We start from the raw sequence: 16,202 nt of genomic DNA on the forward strand, positions 1-16,202 counted from the left end.
GTCCGCCGCGCAGTCCGCAGCGCCACTCGCCGTGCGGCCCGCCGCGTCCGCCCGGGCGGCGGGTTTCGCCGCGTCGTGCCCGGCCGACGGCGTCATCACCCAGTGGTACAGCGACACCCACGACGGCGTGGACATCGCCAACTCCCTCGGCACCCCGATCCACGCCGTCGGCGACGGCGAGGTGATCGCCTCCGGACCCGCGCAGGGCTACGGCCAGTGGATCCGCATCCTGCACCCCGACGGGACGGTGACCGAGTACGGGCACATGTACCAGCGGGACGTCGCCGTCGGCGACCGGGTCTCGGCCGGCCAGCGCATCGCCCTGATGGGCAGCGAGGGCGACTCCACGGGCGTCCACCTCCATCTGCGGGTGCGGGTGGGCACCTCCACCCAGGTCCATGGCATCGACCCCGCGCCGTACCTGGCGGAACGCGGTGTCGGCCTGCCCTGCACCCCGGGCGGCGGCGACGGGCGCACCACGGTGACCGCCTGGACGGCGGCCAACGTGCGGTCCTGCGCGTCGACGCGCTGCGGCGTGGTCAGCACGGTCGGGGCGAACGAGACCTACCCCGCGAACTGCTGGGTCACGGGAGACCGCGTCGAGGACGGGGGCTACTCCAACGACAAGTGGGTGGAGCTTCCCCTGCGCGCGGGCGGGGTGGGCTACATCAGCGCGATCTATCTCAAGGGCGACGAGACGGGCAACGTCCGCAGACAGTGCGGCTGACCCCGCTCGGCGAAACGTTCACCACCGGCACCACACCCGAAAGGAACCGGCGAACCATGCGCAGGACACGCGCTCTGCTGCTCGGCGCGGCACTGTCCCTCACCTCCCTGGCGGTGGCGCCGAGCGCCCTGGCCGACGGGAACGGCACCCTCTCCGTACGCAACTCCCCCGCGGGCGCCACCGATGCGATACAGACCTTCCGCAACCAGGCCACGGGCCGGTGCATGGACGACACCACCAACGGCGGGTTCCGCACCTGGTCGTGCAACGGCTCGGGTCCGCAGAAGTGGAACGTGCACGTCTGGAACGACGGCACGCGCCAGTTGCGGAACATCAACACGGGCCGCTGCATCGAGGACACCGACAACGGTCTGCGCACCGTGATCTGCAATTCGAGCCCGGAGCAGAGCTGGTGGATCAAGGTCTGGAACGACGGCACCGTCCGTTTCCAGGGCCAGGTCACCGGTCGCTGCCTCGAGGACAGCGACGGCTCCGGGTTCCGCACGTGGGCGTGCGACAGCAGCCCGAACCAGAGCTGGTCCTGACCCGGCTCCCCCATCCCACACACAGGAGGTCATGTTGAGCGAGCACCGCCCCACCCGCAGAGGCGTCCTCAAAGCCGTGGGCGGGATCTCCGCGGCGATGGCGCTCGGAGCCGGTGGCGTCGTCGCGACGGCGACGGCGGCCCGTGCGGCCGACGACGGCTTCGGGCTGCACATCGTGGATCGCAACGAGAGCGACCCCCGCATGTGGTACTACCGGTTCCAGACCGCCGAGATCGGCTGGAACCCCGGCCCCGGGGTCAACGTCCTGCTCCCCGACGACTACCACGTCAGCGGACGCACCTACCCGGTCCTCTACCTGCTCCACGGCGGTCTGCAGGACTTCATCGAGTTCGACCACCAGGGCGTCCGCGAGTGGACGGCCGGCAAGCCGATCATCGTCGTGATGCCCGACGGCGGCCAGGCGGGCTGGTACTCCAATCCGGTCAGCTCCAACGTGGGGCCCCGGAACTGGGAGAACTTCCACATCGCCCAGCTGATCCCCTGGATCGACGCGAACTTCCGGACCTACGCCGAGTACGACGGCCGTGCCGTCTCCGGATTCTCGATGGGCGGCTTCGGCGCGCTGAAGTACGCGGCCAAGTACTGGGGCCACTTCGCCTCGGTGAGCGCCCATTCCGGGCCGGCCAGCCTGCGCCGCAACGGCGGCCTGGTCGTCCACTGGGCCAACGTGTCCTCCGCGGTCCGGGACCTGGGCGGCGGTTCGGTCTACGGCGTGCCGTTCTGGGACCAGGCCAGGGTCAGCGCCGACAACCCGGTCGAGCGCATCGAGAGTTACCGCAACAAGCGGATCTTCCTGGTCGCCGGCACCAGCCCGGACCGGACCAACCCCTTCGACTCGTTCAACGAGACCGAGGTGCTGGGCGGTCAGCGGGACTTCCGCGCCCTCCTCGACCAGGCCGGCATCCCGCACGAGTGGCGCGAGGAGCCGGGCGGGCACATCATCCGGCCGCAGGCGTTCATCGACGACATCAACGGCATCATCGACCGGTTGCGCAAGGCGTGACCTCAGGGGGGCCGGGGGGGCTTCGCGCTTGCCCGCGCGAAGCCCCCCCACTCATCGGTCGCTCGGCGCGGTCAGGGGTGTGTCCCTCCCGCCGGGGCCGCCACGGTGGTGGAACCGAAGCGCACGCCGAGTGCCGGCACGCCCTGCCAGTCCCACGTGGCGCCGACGCCCACGAGGGCCCATCCGCCGCCGCAGGAGGAGTCCGCGTACAGGAACGCCGTGTCGGTGGTGTCGTTCGAGAATCTCACCGCGCCGCCCGGAATCTGCAGGCAGATGTCGCTCTGCGGGTCGCGGCCCGAGATGGCCTGTCCGGCCTGTGTCACGTACGTGTACGAGCCGGTCGCTCCCTGCGCGCTGGTCGGCAGCGCGACCAGCAGCGTGAGCGCCGAGGCGATCGTCAGCACGGTTCCGCGGAACCGGCCCGTCATCCTCGTCGAAGTCGTCACTTTTCCTCTCCCCCCTCGCCGCGTCAGCAGCTTCCGCAGGCCACCCACTGGAAGTACGGCTGGGAACACACGAGCCCGTCGCACTCCTGGCACATGTACTGGCAGAAGAGGGTGTGCGAACCGGGGTCGCACTGCGTGGCCCCGGTCGAGGAGCACACCGGCACCATGGCGCGGCCCCGGTGGCCCGGCTCGGCGGCCCGGCGGGCGAGTTCGGTGCGGGCCTGCTCGACGGTGTAGCACTGGTGTCGCGCCGTGGGCGCGGGGCCGGCCGCTCTTGCGTCGGCGGCTGCGGTGGCGGGCGCGGCGAGGGCCAGGCCCGTGACGAAGAGAGCCGAGACGGCTCTGCGAAGGCTCATCATGTCATCAGGCTGCCCACCGACAAATCGGCTATCCGTGGCACGAATAGGTCACATAAGCAGACATCCGCCCTACCGGCGGGCGCTCCACTCAGGGGCGAGGACCGCCCAGATCTGCTTGTCGTGACGGGCGCCGCCGTAGGGCCACGCCTCGCGCCGTACGCCCTCGAGCGTCATCCCGAGCCGCTGAGCCACGGCGGAGCTCCGCTCGTTGTCGGCCCGGCAGTGCCATTCGGCGCGGTGCAGCCCCCGGGTGGCGAACGCCCAGTCCAGCAGGGCACCGCACGCCTCGGTGACCAGGCCGTGGCCCTCGGCGGCCGGTTCCAGCCAGCAGCCGATCTCACAGGAACCCAGGGCGGCGTCGAAGTCCACGAACATCACGCCGCCGACCAGCGTCTCGTCGAGCCAGATGCCGTAGATGCGGGCACCGTCCGCCGCCTGCCGCTCGGCGTACCGCCGCAGGGTGGCCCGGGCCCCTTCGATGTCGTCGGTGACGAACGCCGGGCCGACCCACGGGCGGATGTGTTCTCGGGCCCGGTCCAGATGGGCGGCGAACTCCTCGGCGTGCCACGCCTCGAGGGGACGGAGGCCGGCGTTGCTCCGCAGCTGGAGAGAGAACATGATGACCCCATTCACATAACAAGTGTTATGACTATGTACGGTAGCAGCATGGCACGCACCAAGGGAGATCACGAAGCCCGTCGACGCGACGTCTCGGAAGCGGTCTGGCGGGTACTGGCCGCGCACGGGTTCGGCGGTCTGACCCTGCGCGCCGTCGCCACGGAGCTCGGCGCGACCACCGGCCTGCTCACCCACTACTTCCCGGCCAAGCGGGACCTGGTGGCGTACGCCCTCGACCTGCTCGAATCGCGCACGCTCGCACGCCGGCGGCGGGTCGCCGAGCAGGGCCTGCCCGCCGTGCGGGCCGCCCTGCTCGACATCCTGCCGCTGACGCCCGAGGCGACGGTGAGCAACCGGGTCTGGGTCTCCTCCTGGGACACCGCGCTCGCCGACCCCGGCCTGAGCGAGGACTACGCCGGCAAGTACGCGCGGGGCCGCGACAAGCTGCGCGACCTGGTCGCCGGGGCCCAGCGGCTCGGCGAGCTGCCCCCCGGGGACCCGGCCCGCGTCGCGGCCGGCGCCCAGTCCTTCGTCCTGGGCCTGGTGGTACAGGCCCTGTTCAACCCCGAGGCGTTTCCGCCGGCCCGCCAGACCGAGCTCCTCGACGACTACCTCGCGGGCCTCGCGGCGGGCCCGGCGTACTCTGAGCCATGACCTCGCGACCGCTGAGCGCAGTATCGAGGACGGCCGTGGCCGTGGCCCGGGTCCGCGCCCAGGAGAGCGCCGCCGAGAACGCCCTGTTCGAAGACCCGTACGCCGCGGCCTTCGTGGCCGCCTCCGGAGAACCGCTACGCCCGCGGCCCGGCCCCGGCCCCTTGGCCGCCGTCCTCGCGTTCCAGACGGTCGTCCGCACCCGCTTCTACGACGACCAGCTGCTCCACAGCGGCCACGACCAGGTGGTCCTGCTCGCGGCCGGCCTGGACACCCGCGCCTACCGGCTCGGCTGGCCACCGGGGACCCGTCTGTACGAGGTCGACCTGCCGCCGGTCCTCGACTTCAAGCACCGCGTGCTGGCGGCCCGTTCCGCCGAGCCGCGCTGCGAGCGCGCCGCCGTACCCGCGGATCTGCTGACCCCAACCTGGGCCGACCGGCTGCGCGAGGCCGGCTTCGACCCCACCCGGCCGGCCACCTGGCTCGTCGAGGGCCTGCTGGTGTACCTCACCGCCGAGCAGTCGGCCGCCCTGCTCACCACCGTCGGCGAACTGTCGGCCCCCGGCAGCATGCTCGCCCTGGAACGGGGGCGCAGCGGCAGAACGGTTCTCGACGACCCGTCCGTCGCCCACATCACCTCGCTGTGGAAGGGCGGTCTGGGCGCAGGCACCGCCGACTGGCTCGCCGGACACGGCTGGCACCCCCGCAACCACCCGCTGGACGAGGTCGCGGCCCACTACGGCAGGCCCACCGCCAACCCGTCCGGCACCGGCTTCATCACGGCCCTGCGCACGCCGCGGGGCGGGCAGCCGTGATCGTGAAGTAGTCGAGCAGGCCCTCGCGGTAGGCCCGCAGGAAGTTGCGCGGCCAGGTCCCCGGCTGCCACATCGTCGACAGCCAGCGGTCCCAGCCGGGCCACACCGCCGCGCCGATCGAGACGACGCGGATGTCGGTCAGTCCCGACCGTTCGAGGCCGGCTGTCAGTTCCGGGATGCTGTGGGCGACGTCCAGGCCGGTGGCGAAGGTGTCGAGCAGGGCGGCCAGCTGTGCGGGCCGGGCCGGGTCGGCGTCGGGCACGAAGAAGCTGGTGACGGCGGCGCGGCCGCCAGGCCTCAGGACGCGGGCGGTCTCCCGCGCGAAGGCGTCCAGGTCGCGGAAGTGCTGGGCGGCCTCGACGCTGTAGAGACGGTCGAACTCGGCGTCACCGAACGGCATGCTCTCGGCCGCGCCCTGGACGAAGCGCAGCCGCTCGGCCGGCCCGGCCAGCAGTCCCGCCTGTGCGCGGCGGGCCCGGTCGAGCTGCTGCGGGTGGATGTCCATGCCGGTGACCTGCGCGAAGCCGTACTCCCCCAGCGCCACGGCACAGCCCGTCCCCAGCCCGCAGCCCACCTCCACGGCACGCAGCCCCTCGGTCGGCGCCAGGGCGGCGAGCACGTGCCGGTAGAGGGCCTGCTGGCTGCGGATCCTGTCGTCCTCGGTCGGGAGGCGATCGAGATCGATGCCGTGCCAGTGACCGAAGTTGATGAAGCCTCCGCCGAACAACGGCGTGGCCCCGAGATCGGCCGGCCCGTACGTCTCCTGGACCACCGGCGCCATCGCGGGGGACGGCACCGCCCCCGGGAACTGCGTCATCCGCGCCACCTCCGTGGAAAGGAACGGGCTCTGCGGCGCCCGCTCCCCCAGCCGTACCCGGGAATCGCCCGACCGGAACCGAGCCGGGCGGCAGGGGCGCCGTGCGCCGTGGCCCGTGCCGCACCTCGCGGAGGCGTGACCTCCGCCCGCGGGGGCAGGTTGCACGTCGTATCGGCACGACCGGCCGGGCCGGTCAGATCGGGGGCGGGGGATGCGGTGGCGGTGGAGGGGGACGTGGCTGCTGTACGGGGTTCTGCTGCTCGTCCCCGCGTCGATGCTGCCGGGTGCTCTCACCTCCGCCGAGCGGGCCGGCGCGGCGGTGGCGGTGCTCTCCGGGCTGTGCGGTGCGCTCGCGGTGTGGGCGTGGCGCGGCCGTCCTCGTGAACGCCGGTCCACCTGGGGGCAGGTGGGGGAGGCCACGGAGATTCTCGCGCACCTGGTGCGCCGGCAGTGGGAGGAGGAGGCGGTGCTGCGGCAGCTGTTCGATCCGGCGCCGCTGCCCGTGCTGTGGTGGGACTGCGCGCTGCCCGACGTGTCCGATCACCGGCAGCTGACCGGGGATCCCGTCTCCTGCCGGACGGACGACCCGCGCGACCTGGCCGTCACCCTGTTGCGCCCGCCGCACCGGCGCCTGGTGGTGCTGGGCCCGGCCGGCTCCGGGAAGACGACCCTCGCGGTGCTGCTCACACTGGCGCTGCTGCGCGACCGTGCTGCCGGCGAACCGGTGCCCGTGCTGCTGTCGCTCGCCTCCTTCGACCCGTCGCGCCAGAGCGCCCCCGACTGGCTGGCACGCCAGATCGCGGCGGGCTACCCGGCGCTGGCCGACACGGAGGCGTACGGGAGCACCGCCGTCGAGGACCTGCTGGCCGGCGGGCGCGTGCTGCCGGTGCTGGACGGGCTCGACGAACTGCCCCCGCCCACCCAGCCGGCGGTGCTGGCCGCCCTGAACACCTCCCTCCCGGCGCACGCGCCGCTGGTGCTGACGAGCCGCACCCCCGCGTACCGCCGCACCGTCGCCGAGGCGGGCGTGCTGACCGGGGCGACGGTCGTCGAACCGGCGCCCCTCGACGCGGCGGACGCCCTGGACCTGCTGCGGCTGGCCGCCCCGCCCGGTCCGCCGCAGGAACGCTGGGAGCGTCTGGCCCGGCATGTGAACCACTGTCCGGAGGGAGCCGCCGCGCAGGCGCTGCGCACGCCCCTGCTGGTGACCCTGGCCCGCACCGTGTACGCGGACGCCGGCGGGGACCCGGCCGAGCTGGCCGACACCGGTCGCTTCCCGACGGTGGCGGCGATCGAGCGGCATCTGCTGGACGCCCTGGTGCCCGGTCTGTACGAGCGGGCCCGGCGCCGCGATCCGGGCGGTCGGCGGCGGTGGTCCGCCGCGTACGCCCTGCGCCATCTCACCCATCTGGCCGTCGGGCTGAGCCGTCAGGGCACGCACGACCTGGCGTGGTGGCAGCTCTACCGCTGGGTGCCCGCGCCGGCCCGGACGGTGCCGCGCGCCGCCCTGTGGAGTCTCGCCGCGGCCGTACCGGCCCTGCTGGGCTATGGGGTCCACCGGGCGGTCGATCCCGTGCCCCAGTGGCCGTTCCAGGACAGTGTGCTGGTCACCGGCGGGGTGGCCGCGGCCCTCTTCTGCATGCAGTGCCTGGCGGCCGGGGCGGCCGCCCGGGCCGGCGCGCAGGCCCGCCCGCTCGCCACGGCGGCCCTGACGGCCGTGTGCGGGGCGCTGGTCAACGCCCTGTTCCAGGTGGTGGTCCGGCGGACGCTCACCCCGGCCGGCACGGCCGTCACCGTCGACCAGGTCCTCAGGCATCTGAGCGTGTACGGGCTCGGGTTCTTCCTGGTGCTCCACGCGGCCGGCCCGCCGGCCCCGCCCCAGCTGCCGAGCCGCGGCTCGCTGGCCCTGCCGCACTGGCGGCGCCGCCTGCTGCCCGCCGGGGCGACCGTCCTCGGTGCCGCCGTGCTGACGGGCGCGGCCCTCCAGCTGTACGTGCTGACCGGTATCCGGCCGGCCGACCCGTGGCGCCCGGCGTCGGCCGTGCCCCCGGTGACCGTATGGGAGACCGGGATCCTCACGGGCCTGTTCTTCGGCACCGTGCTGGCCGTCGTCCGGTCGGTGCGGACCTCCGCCTCCCGGCTGGACGTCACGACCCCGGCCGACTCGGTGCGGGCCGACCGGCTCATCACCGTGGTCAGCGCGGTGGCGGGAGCCCTGCTCTTCCACCTGCCGGACGACGTCTCCCTGGTGATGAGCGTCGTCACCGGCCGGGACGGGCTCACGCCCTCACTCCCCCGCCTCGTGTCGACGACACTCTCGGAACTGATGGCCATGGGTGCCGTGCTGGCGCTGACCGCCTTCGCCTGGCCGCACTACACCGTGGCCCGCCTGCTGCTCACCGCCCGCGGCAGGCTGCCCCTGCGCCTGCAGGCGTTCCTCGCCGACGCCCACCGGCTGGGCATCCTCCGCCAGGTCGGCCCCGTCTACCAGTTCCGCCACGCGAGCCTCCAGCACCACCTCGCCGCGGGCGGTTCCGGTGACTGAAGCGGTTCAGTGGCGCGCGTCCGAACGCGGGCGCTGGAGGGTGAAGGTGTCGACGGGCGTCAGATCGCCGTGGGGCCCGTCGAACGTGTAGTAGGTGACCCGCATCCGCGTCAGGCCCTCGCGGCGGTCGCCGGGATCGACGTCGAAGGCCGCGAAGCCGCGGTTGTACTTGCGGTCCTGGACGGCCGCCCAGGGCGCCTCCTCGGGGATCCACACCGCCTCGCGGTGGCCGGAGGAGGTCTTGTCGTCCTTGAGGCCGACCAGGACCCGGGCCCGCGGCGTGTCGAAGAGGTCGTCCTGGCTCGTGGCGATGTTGCCGCCCGCCCCGATGACCATATGGACGGTGCCCCGGCCCGTGTCGATCAGATCGGTGCGGGTGGCGACCGGAACGGGGGTACGCGCCTCGTTGGGCAGGGTGCCGCGCACCGGGTGCGACCGCTCGTAGTGGTGCTCGTGCCCGCTGACCACCAGGTCGACGCCGTACGCGTCGAACAGCGGGCCCCAGGCCCGGCGCACCCCCAGATCACTGCCGGCGCTCCGGTGGCTGGAGATCATCGGCTGGTGCATGCACACCACGACCCAGTCGATGCCCCGGTCCGCCCGCGCGGCCTTGAGCTCCCGCTCCAGCCAGCGGCGCTGGGCGCCGCCGGAGTAGCCGCTGATGTAGGTGTCCCCGCCGTCCTGGAGCGCCACGTCGTCGTTGGCGAGGCTGATGAAACGGACCGCGCCGACCGTGAACGCGTACCACATGCCCCGGGTCTCCTCGTCGGAGGAGGCGGACGAGGCGGGCAGCGCGAAGTACGTCTGGTAACCGGCGGCGCCGATGGGGCCATTGCCCTGCTCGTTCTCGTGGTTCCCCGCGCAGGGCATCCACGGGCGCAGCCGGGTGGAGCGGCTGTTGTTGATGAACCAGTCCGCCCAGGTCGCCACCCGGCTCGTGCCCCACGCACCGGCGATCGCGGCGTAGCACAGGTCGCCGTTGACGAGGTTGAACAGCGGGGCGACCCGCTCGACGGCGGAGACGATGTCCGCCGAGGCGGGTGAGCCGACCTGGCTGCTGGTGTACAGCGGGTAGCGGTTGACGGGCGAGGGGACGCCGTCCGGGAGGTGGACGACGCGGCGCAGGTTGGGCGTCGCCTGGTCGCCGAAGCTGGTGAAGGTGAAGGCGGCGCGGCCGCGCGGCGCCGTGGTGAACGAACCGGTCTCCGGGGTCGCGCCGTCGTGCCCGGCCGCGTACAGGTACGTGGTCGAGGGGCGCAGGCCGGTGATCCGGGCGTGGTGGACGTACACCTCCTCCTTCGACAGCCCGTCCCGGTAGGTGCGCGTTTCGGCGTCCACGACCCGGCCGCCGTGCCCGCCCGCGGGCGAACCGAGCCGCACCTGCGGCCGGCGGACCGACTGCGGGGTGATCCAGGAGACGGTCATCTCCGAGGCCGGGTCCGAGCCGAACTGCAGGTGGACACCCAGCACCCCGGGCGCGCCCAGCCGGTGCGGCCGGCTCTGCAGCAGCGGCCCGGGCGCCGGTTCCGCCGGTGAGGGGGAAGCGGCGGCCTCCCCGGCGGCACCGGTGACGAACGGGACGGCGGCCGCGGCCGACGAGCCCTTGAGTACGGACCTACGCGAGATCGCCATGAAACACCCTGCTCCTGTGGGGGAGTTGATGGTCCTGGGCACTGTAGGTGATCTACGTTTGATCTGCCCATGGCGATTTTGTGGTCCGGGGGCGGACCTACCGGCTCATTCCTTGCACCGAAAAGCAGCCGGCCCCGGCGACAAGCGCGTCGACCTGGCCGCCATCAAAACCCTGCTCGGCGGCACCTACGCGGGCTTCGCCCCACAGGATGCCGCCGAGCGGCTCTCGGGCTGCGCGAGCGGCACGATCCTTCCGTTCTCCTTCGACCCGGACCTGGAACCTGACCACGGACGACTACGTACGCATCGCCACACCGCGCGTGGAGCCGATCGCCTCGGCGTGACGGGCGGTGCCCCCCCGGACGGGGTTGCTCCGCCTCGACGGGCCGGTTTCGCTCGTGCAGGACGTCCGGCGATCGACCGCCGCTTCCTCAGTCCTCCCCGACCCAGCTCATGTCCCGACCCTGATCGCGATGGCGCCCGGAGTGGCCGGCGGGCAGGTCGCACTGCGGCCAGCCGAAGTGGTCCATGAGGTCATCGGGGCCGAGAACACCGCAGCGGGGCACTTCAGGTGACGGTGCGTCATTGATCACGCGGCAACCCTCTCATATGCGTTGCACCGGCAGCCCGGCCGGTGCGCGAGCGCGAGGACGCCTGCCGCTCGGCGGGCCGCCGCCGCCATTCCAGCCCGTTCGCGCGGATCCCGGTAGCGCACGGAGCCGGAGACTGGATCGCGCCGCGGCAGGCCACTGCGCGACCGCCCCCAGGGGGCCAGAGGTCAGTGTGGCCAGTCGGGTGCGGGGTCGGTGGGCAGGAGGGGGCGGATGGCGCCGAGGAGGCCGCCGATGCATACGTCGCGGAGTTCCGTGCGGGTGCAGGTTTGTGTGGTGAGCCAGTCGATGACGAGCACTCGGACGAAGACCAGCCAGCTCTTGAGTACCTGGGAGAGGGCCTCGCGGGCGGCGTCGTCGGCGAGGGGAAGAACGCCCAGCAGGCGGGTGCGGAGGGTGTCGAGTTCGCTGGTGATGATCGTCTGGACGACGGGGTCGCCGGCGAGGACGCGATTGCCGGCGAGGACGGCGTTGCGGTTGGCGACGAAGTAGTCGAGGTGGGCGTCCATGCCCTCGATGAGCTGCTCGACCAGGGTGTCGGCAGGGTCGAAACGGGACTTGACGAGCAGTTGGTCGGCCGCTTGCCGGTAAACGGCCGCGAAGAGGTCGCGCTTGCTCGGGAAGTGACGGTAGAGCAGCGCGCGGGACACGCCCGCCTGTTCCGCGACGTCCTCCATCAGCACGTCCTCGTACGGGCGGGCGGCGAAGAGCTGCGCGCCGACGGCGAGGAGCTGGGTGCGGCGGTCGGCGGGTGTGAGGCGCTGGCGGGGCGGCATGCACGAAGACTACTTGACACGCGTCTACCAGCGACCGCTACCGTAGTAGACACGCGTCAACCAAGCACGAGGGGGCGGTGGCCGGATCATGGCCAGGACTCTGCGGGTACTCGCGTGGACGATGGGGATCGCGTGCGTGGCGATCGGGCTGCTCCACATGGCGGCCGGGAACGCGGCGATCCCGGGCGCCGGGGACGCAGGCGCGACGATCGACAGCTTCGGCCGGTTCATGGGCGCGGTCTTCGCCGGGTACGGCCTGGCCTGGCTGTGGGCCGTACGGCAGACACCGGTCCCGGCGGTGACGGTGCGGCTGCTGGCCGGGGTCTTCCTGCTGGGCGGGCTCAGCCGGGTGCTGTCCATCGCGATGGAGGGGCGGCCGGACGGGTTCCAGGTGGTCCTGATGGTGATCGAACTCGGGCTGCCGCCGGTGTACTTCTGGCTCGCGGACGCGGAGGAGCGGGCGCTGCGAGCAAGGGCCTGAGCCCCTTCCGCCGTCACAGGGGAGCGGCGGAAGGGGCCGGCCGGGCGCCGCCCGCCACCAACGGGGCCGGGATGCGGGTCCACCTCGCCTGGCGCAAACCGACCTGACCGCCGGTCAGGACAACGGCGCGGGCCGGAGCCGTGACGGCGGCGGCGCCCGCGGCTGCGCCGACCGACCGACCATGCGTGACAACCAAGGTTTACGACACGGCAGTTGTAAACTAGCGTTGTCGTATGACCTTATTTGAGATCACTCCCGAAGAGCAGGCAGAGCTCGACAAGGCTCTCTACGACGTCCTCAACCCCCTCGCATCGACCTTGCGCTCCCGGGCATCAGGGCTGCCCGAGGACCGCATGTGGGAGGCGGACCCCGTCGAGGTGACACTGTCCGTACTGGCCGCTTGGAAGGTGGTGGACGCAGAAGTCAAACGGCTGACGGCGATCGCAGCGAGCACCGCCGGGTCCTACGGCGCGAGCTACGAACAGATGGGCGCCGTGTGGGGCATCACCCGGCAGGGCGCCCGCAAGAAGTGGCCCGAAGCCGTCAGCCGCCCGGCGACCACAGCGGCGCGGACGAGCGGCGCACTCGAACTGTGCGGCGGAACGGCCGAAGTGACGCAGGATCCCTCGTCCGGCGGCTGGCGGTGGACCGGCAGAGGCGCGGATGGAACGCACGGGGCGGCCGACGCCGGCACCTGGTACGCGACGAAGGAGGAGGCCGCAGCCCACGCGGGGGCCTTCTTGAAGGAGCACGCCCTCAGCCGGGCCTAGGCCCTCCTCCAGGCCCGAATCACCGTTCGGGACGCGATCAACGAGGCCGCGCCCGGCACAGCCACGCCGCTGCAAGCGTTCGGCGCGGCCCTCGACGCCATCACGTCCCTGGCCGCAGCCGACGCGGACGCGGTCATCCACCTCGCGTTCCACCACGACGCCATGCCCCCAGCGCTTCGCCGCTTAGGCGGCGGCCTGACACATACCAGCAGTGCGAAGCGTGACGCCGGCATCGACGCTACCCCCCGCTCCGCCGTCGCACGCACGATCGCTTGCGGGGTCGCGCGCCGACCGGGCACTGCCGGTACCTACCGGCTGCCAGCCACCGTGGCACCCCCCTCGAATACGGGACATATCCCTCACCCGGGTGGATTACGTGAGCGACGGTGAATTCAGCCGGTCTCTCTGGTGACATGGAGGCACCCCCCGCCATCGGGCCGGGGGCGGCATCCGCGGCAGGAGGGCTCATGCGGCTCACACGGTGCTCATCGGCCGAGATTCCGTCCACAGGACGAAGAGTCTCCTGGACCGCGGCGCTCGCCGCGGCGGCCGCATTGGGCCTCGCCGGCAACGGCAACGCCGTCGCCGTTGCCCATGGCGAGGCCACGGCCTTGTTCTGCTTCGGCACCATCGCCCTCAATGTCAACGAAGTGTCCGGAGCGATTTCCGGTCACGGCAATCTCACCTGCGACGAGCCCGACGGCCCCCGGCACAGCGCCACCATCCGCGTCTCCGGAGCCGTGCTCGGCACCAGCGGGCTGGTGACGCGGATCTCCACCAGTGACACCATCAGCTATGACGACGGCCTGACTTCCGCCATCGACGTCACCAGCCGGTTGGAAAAGCTCTCCAGCGGCCAGCACGGCAACGCCCGGGGCACCGGCAGCGGGCAGGTCAGCGACGGTCGTTTCGTCGACTCCAGTGAGAGCGAACAGGCCAACGGTACGTTCGCCACGGGTGTCGGCGGGACGACGACCTACCGCTTCACCGACTTCAGCTTCAGCCTGGATCGCTGATCCCTCTCGGTGATCAACCCCAGGTGAGCGGGTCCAGGCCGAGGTAGAAGCGCAAGCGGTCGTGATCGAGGGCGATGTCGTACCTCGCGGCGAACGCCGTGTCCGCGATGCGGGCCTGCTCCTCGTCGGGCCACGTCTCCCGTGCGTTGGCGAGCAGCAGGGCCAGGTCGGCGTAGCGGTCGGCCAGTCCGAGGCGGCCGAGGTCGATGAACCCCGCCACATCCAGGGTCCGCGGGTCGAGGATGATGTTGGGCAGGCACAGGTCGCCATGGCAGACGACCGTGTCGGCGGTCTCCTGGGCGCGGCGCCGCGCCACCTGGGGGACGAGGCGGGCCAGCAGTTCCGCGGGCGGCGTGTGCTGCTGCTCGTCGGGGAGGAACTCCGGGTTCACCGCGCCTCGGGCCACGACGTCGCGCGCCATGGCGAGCATGCTGTCCAGGTCCCGGCGGAACGGGCAGTGCGCCACAGGGACCGCGTGCAGCCGGCGGACCGCATCGGCGATGGGCTCCCACGCGAGGCGGAGGTCGGCGGCGGCCACCTGATCAGCCGGTACGCCGGCAACCGCGCTGGTCACCAGGCACGCCCCCACGTCGGTGGACTGCCAGTCGAGCACCCGGGGGGCCGGTACACCGTGGTCGCCCAGCCAGGCGATCCGGTCGCGCTCGGCCTCCAGCTCCGCGGCGGCCGTTGGCGGGACGCACTTGGCGTACCGGTCGGTGTTCGCGCTGCGGAAGACAGCGGCTTGCGACTCGCCCGCGGCGACGGGAAACCATTCGCCGTCGCCGCATGCACGGAACAACCCCGGTGAAACAGCGCGAACTCCGGCGTGATCACTCATGGCCGTGATCCTGGCCAGCCCGCCGTCCCGGCCCGTTCCAGCCGCAAGAAACGCGACGGCCGGCCCCGGGGAGCCCCACCGTGATACGGGGGCCTGCCGGATGGCCCCGCCGCCGCTGCCGCGCCCACTCTGGGGGCATGAAACGGAAGCCCATCGCCCTCTTACCGGCCCTGTCTCTGCCCCTGGCTCTGGCCCTGACCCTTTCCCTTTCCCTCGGCGCCGGCACATCGGCGGCGGCCGCCCCGGACAGCCCACCACCGGGGACTGCCGCTCCCGTCCCCGACCGGGACGCCGGTGTCGTCCGGGCCCTTGACCGCGCCGCACACCCGCTGCGCTCCGCCGAACCCTCCGGACCCCTGGACGACCTGCGTCCCCTGGGCCGGATCGTGGGCGACGCACGCGTGGCCGGGCTGGGAGAGGCCACGCACGGCTCCCACGAGTTCTTCGCCCTCAAACAGCGCGTCTTCCGCCACCTCGTACAGGAACGCGGCTTCCGCACCTTCGCCCTGGAGGCCCCCTGGAGCACCGGCCTGCGGCTGGACGACTACGTCCGGTACGGCAAGGGCGACCCGGAGAGGATCCTGCGGGAGGACTTCCAGGACGCCTACCTCCTGTGGAACAACCGCGAGAATCTCTCCCTCCTGCGGTGGATGCGCTCCTGGAACCTCGCCCACCCCCAGGACCCCGTCCGTTTCCTGGGCAACGACGTCTCCTGGTCCGGGCCCGGCCTCTACGACCGCGTCCTCGGCTACGTCCGCACCGCCCACCCCGCCGTCCTGCCCCGGCTCACCGAGCTGTACCGCGGTCTGCGGCCGACCGGGGCCACGGGGCCGTACATGCGCGACTACCTCACCGAGCCCCTCGCCGTACGCCGCGCGAAGGCCGAACACGCCCGGGACGCACTCGAGTTGCTGCGGCGGCAGAGGCCCGGTCAGGGGCACGCCGCCCGGGAGGCGTACCACTGGGCCGTGCGCAACGCCGAGGTGCTGCGGCAGACCGCCGACCAGTACGCCTTCGACTATGAGCGGCAGGACGGCGTCGCCGCGGCCATGCTCTTCCGCGACCGGGTGATGGCGGAGAACACCGTCTGGTGGCAGCGGAACACCGCGACCAAGGTGCTGCTCTCCGCCCACAACGGCCACGTCGGCTACCGCAGCAACGACCCGCGGAACTACCCCAGGACGCAAGGTGCGTTCCTCCGCGACCGGCTCGGCAACCGGTACGTCGCGATCGGGATGTCCTTCGATCGCGGTTCCTTCCTCGGGACGGCACCCGGCGACGAGATGACCGGCCGCAACCTCCGCCGCTTCACCGTGGGCCCGGCCGAGCCCGGCAGCAACGAACACACCCTCGACCGCGTACGCCACCGCGACTTCCTGCTCGATCTGCGCACCGCACCGCCACCGGCCGCGGACTGGCTGCGGCAGGCCCGGCCGACGTACGACATCGGCACGGCCTACCCCGCCCCACCGCACTCCATCGCGCTCGCGCGCAGCTACGACGCCCTCGTCCACCTGCACCGGGTCCGGGC

The 16,202-nt window shown here is 72.5% G+C and carries 17 protein-coding genes; 10 read left to right on the forward strand and 7 right to left on the reverse strand.

Annotated features, from left to right (window positions below; all coding sequences use genetic code 11):
* From AB0K09_RS17410 to AB0K09_RS17420, 3 genes are all read left to right on the forward strand, one after another.
* Positions 1-727, forward strand: a 727-nt coding sequence (locus AB0K09_RS17410; protein WP_366066237.1) for a M23 family metallopeptidase, incomplete at its 5' end; no start/stop codon positions are given.
* A gap of 56 nt (positions 728-783) precedes the next feature.
* Entirely contained in the window at positions 784-1,272 is a 489-nt protein-coding gene (locus tag AB0K09_RS17415; RefSeq protein WP_366066238.1) for an RICIN domain-containing protein, read from the forward strand.
* 31 nt (positions 1,273-1,303) lie between these two features.
* Positions 1,304-2,296 (forward strand): alpha/beta hydrolase-fold protein, encoded by a 993-nt coding sequence (locus tag AB0K09_RS17420; protein WP_366066239.1) that lies wholly within the window; start codon positions 1,304-1,306, stop codon positions 2,294-2,296.
* A 71-nt stretch (positions 2,297-2,367) separates the two neighbouring features.
* Here the strand turns inward: AB0K09_RS17420 and AB0K09_RS17425 are convergent, their stop codons facing one another.
* The 3 genes from AB0K09_RS17425 to AB0K09_RS17435 all read right to left on the reverse strand — a co-directional run bounded on the left by AB0K09_RS17425 (position 2,368) and on the right by AB0K09_RS17435 (position 3,719).
* Positions 2,368-2,742 carry a hypothetical protein gene (locus AB0K09_RS17425; protein WP_366066240.1) on the reverse strand — a complete coding sequence of 125 codons (375 nt, stop codon included), beginning with the start codon at positions 2,740-2,742 and terminating at the stop codon, positions 2,368-2,370.
* A 23-nt stretch (positions 2,743-2,765) separates the two neighbouring features.
* Positions 2,766-3,101 (reverse strand): hypothetical protein, encoded by a 336-nt coding sequence (locus AB0K09_RS17430; protein WP_366066241.1) that lies wholly within the window; start codon positions 3,099-3,101, stop codon positions 2,766-2,768.
* A gap of 69 nt (positions 3,102-3,170) precedes the next feature.
* Positions 3,171-3,719, reverse strand: a complete 549-nt coding sequence (locus tag AB0K09_RS17435; protein WP_366066242.1) for a GNAT family protein — start codon at positions 3,717-3,719, stop codon at positions 3,171-3,173.
* A 48-nt stretch (positions 3,720-3,767) separates the two neighbouring features.
* On the opposite strand from AB0K09_RS17435, the gene AB0K09_RS17440 reads away from it, so the two are divergent.
* Positions 3,768-4,373, forward strand: coding sequence for a TetR/AcrR family transcriptional regulator (locus AB0K09_RS17440; protein ID WP_366066244.1), 606 nt, complete (start codon positions 3,768-3,770; stop codon positions 4,371-4,373).
* 35 nt (positions 4,374-4,408) lie between these two features.
* Positions 4,409-5,185: an SAM-dependent methyltransferase gene (locus tag AB0K09_RS17445; protein ID WP_366066245.1), complete on the forward strand. Its 777-nt coding sequence runs from the start codon at positions 4,409-4,411 to the stop codon at positions 5,183-5,185.
* On the opposite strand, the gene AB0K09_RS17450 is transcribed toward AB0K09_RS17445, so the two are convergent.
* Positions 5,148-6,002 (reverse strand): methyltransferase domain-containing protein, encoded by an 855-nt coding sequence (locus AB0K09_RS17450; RefSeq protein WP_366066246.1) that lies wholly within the window; start codon positions 6,000-6,002, stop codon positions 5,148-5,150. The genes AB0K09_RS17445 and AB0K09_RS17450 overlap by 38 nt on opposite strands.
* Positions 6,003-6,213: 211 nt before the next feature.
* Here AB0K09_RS17450 and AB0K09_RS17455 point away from each other — a divergent pair, with 211 nt between their 5' ends.
* On the forward strand, positions 6,214-8,547 hold the full coding sequence (locus AB0K09_RS17455) for an NACHT domain-containing protein (protein WP_366066247.1): 2,334 nt from the start codon (positions 6,214-6,216) through the stop codon (positions 8,545-8,547).
* A 6-nt stretch (positions 8,548-8,553) separates the two neighbouring features.
* Here AB0K09_RS17455 and AB0K09_RS17460 read toward each other — a convergent pair whose 3' ends face one another.
* Positions 8,554-10,179 (reverse strand): metallophosphoesterase family protein, encoded by a 1,626-nt coding sequence (locus tag AB0K09_RS17460; protein ID WP_366066248.1) that lies wholly within the window; start codon positions 10,177-10,179, stop codon positions 8,554-8,556.
* Between the two features lie 778 nt (positions 10,180-10,957).
* Positions 10,958-11,566 (reverse strand): TetR/AcrR family transcriptional regulator, encoded by a 609-nt coding sequence (locus tag AB0K09_RS17465; RefSeq protein WP_366066249.1) that lies wholly within the window; start codon positions 11,564-11,566, stop codon positions 10,958-10,960.
* Between the two features lie 88 nt (positions 11,567-11,654).
* On the opposite strand from AB0K09_RS17465, the gene AB0K09_RS17470 reads away from it, so the two are divergent.
* The 3 genes from AB0K09_RS17470 (at position 11,655) to AB0K09_RS17480 (ending at position 13,833) form a co-directional block, all read left to right on the forward strand.
* Positions 11,655-12,047, forward strand: a complete 393-nt coding sequence (locus AB0K09_RS17470; protein ID WP_366066250.1) for a DUF4345 domain-containing protein — start codon at positions 11,655-11,657, stop codon at positions 12,045-12,047.
* Positions 12,048-12,280: 233 nt separating this feature from the next.
* A complete protein-coding gene (locus tag AB0K09_RS17475) occupies positions 12,281-12,817 on the forward strand; it encodes a hypothetical protein (RefSeq protein WP_366066251.1) in 537 nt (178 codons plus the stop codon).
* A 467-nt stretch (positions 12,818-13,284) separates the two neighbouring features.
* The gene (locus tag AB0K09_RS17480) at positions 13,285-13,833 is read left to right on the forward strand and encodes a hypothetical protein (RefSeq protein WP_366066252.1); all 549 of its coding nucleotides are present in this window, start codon (positions 13,285-13,287) and stop codon (positions 13,831-13,833) included.
* Between the two features lie 13 nt (positions 13,834-13,846).
* Here AB0K09_RS17480 and AB0K09_RS17485 read toward each other — a convergent pair whose 3' ends face one another.
* Positions 13,847-14,671 (reverse strand): APH(3'') family aminoglycoside O-phosphotransferase, encoded by an 825-nt coding sequence (locus AB0K09_RS17485; RefSeq protein WP_366066253.1) that lies wholly within the window; start codon positions 14,669-14,671, stop codon positions 13,847-13,849.
* 137 nt (positions 14,672-14,808) lie between these two features.
* Here AB0K09_RS17485 and AB0K09_RS17490 point away from each other — a divergent pair.
* Positions 14,809-16,202, forward strand: a 1,394-nt coding sequence (locus tag AB0K09_RS17490; protein WP_366066254.1) for an erythromycin esterase family protein, incomplete at its 3' end; no start/stop codon positions are given.

The organism is Streptomyces sp. NPDC049577, from assembly GCF_040675635.1.
Lineage (GTDB): Bacteria > Actinomycetota > Actinomycetes > Streptomycetales > Streptomycetaceae > Streptomyces.

What these genes read in the sequence shown, in the direction of transcription:
- AB0K09_RS17455 (WP_366066247.1), top strand. Translation starts at nt 6,214, where the DNA reads ATGCGGTGGCGGTGGAGGGGGACGTGGCTGCTGTACGGGGTTCTGCTG.
- AB0K09_RS17430 (WP_366066241.1), bottom strand. Translation starts at nt 3,101, where the DNA reads ATGATGAGCCTTCGCAGAGCCGTCTCGGCTCTCTTCGTCACGGGCCTG.
- AB0K09_RS17450 (WP_366066246.1), bottom strand. Translation starts at nt 6,002, where the DNA reads ATGACGCAGTTCCCGGGGGCGGTGCCGTCCCCCGCGATGGCGCCGGTG.
- AB0K09_RS17440 (WP_366066244.1), top strand. Translation starts at nt 3,768, where the DNA reads ATGGCACGCACCAAGGGAGATCACGAAGCCCGTCGACGCGACGTCTCG.
- AB0K09_RS17470 (WP_366066250.1), top strand. Translation starts at nt 11,655, where the DNA reads ATGGCCAGGACTCTGCGGGTACTCGCGTGGACGATGGGGATCGCGTGC.
- AB0K09_RS17460 (WP_366066248.1), bottom strand. Translation starts at nt 10,179, where the DNA reads ATGGCGATCTCGCGTAGGTCCGTACTCAAGGGCTCGTCGGCCGCGGCC.
- AB0K09_RS17415 (WP_366066238.1), top strand. Translation starts at nt 784, where the DNA reads ATGCGCAGGACACGCGCTCTGCTGCTCGGCGCGGCACTGTCCCTCACC.
- AB0K09_RS17475 (WP_366066251.1), top strand. Translation starts at nt 12,281, where the DNA reads ATGACCTTATTTGAGATCACTCCCGAAGAGCAGGCAGAGCTCGACAAG.
- AB0K09_RS17465 (WP_366066249.1), bottom strand. Translation starts at nt 11,566, where the DNA reads ATGCCGCCCCGCCAGCGCCTCACACCCGCCGACCGCCGCACCCAGCTC.
- AB0K09_RS17435 (WP_366066242.1), bottom strand. Translation starts at nt 3,719, where the DNA reads ATGTTCTCTCTCCAGCTGCGGAGCAACGCCGGCCTCCGTCCCCTCGAG.
- AB0K09_RS17420 (WP_366066239.1), top strand. Translation starts at nt 1,304, where the DNA reads ATGTTGAGCGAGCACCGCCCCACCCGCAGAGGCGTCCTCAAAGCCGTG.
- AB0K09_RS17480 (WP_366066252.1), top strand. Translation starts at nt 13,285, where the DNA reads ATGCGGCTCACACGGTGCTCATCGGCCGAGATTCCGTCCACAGGACGA.
- AB0K09_RS17485 (WP_366066253.1), bottom strand. Translation starts at nt 14,671, where the DNA reads ATGAGTGATCACGCCGGAGTTCGCGCTGTTTCACCGGGGTTGTTCCGT.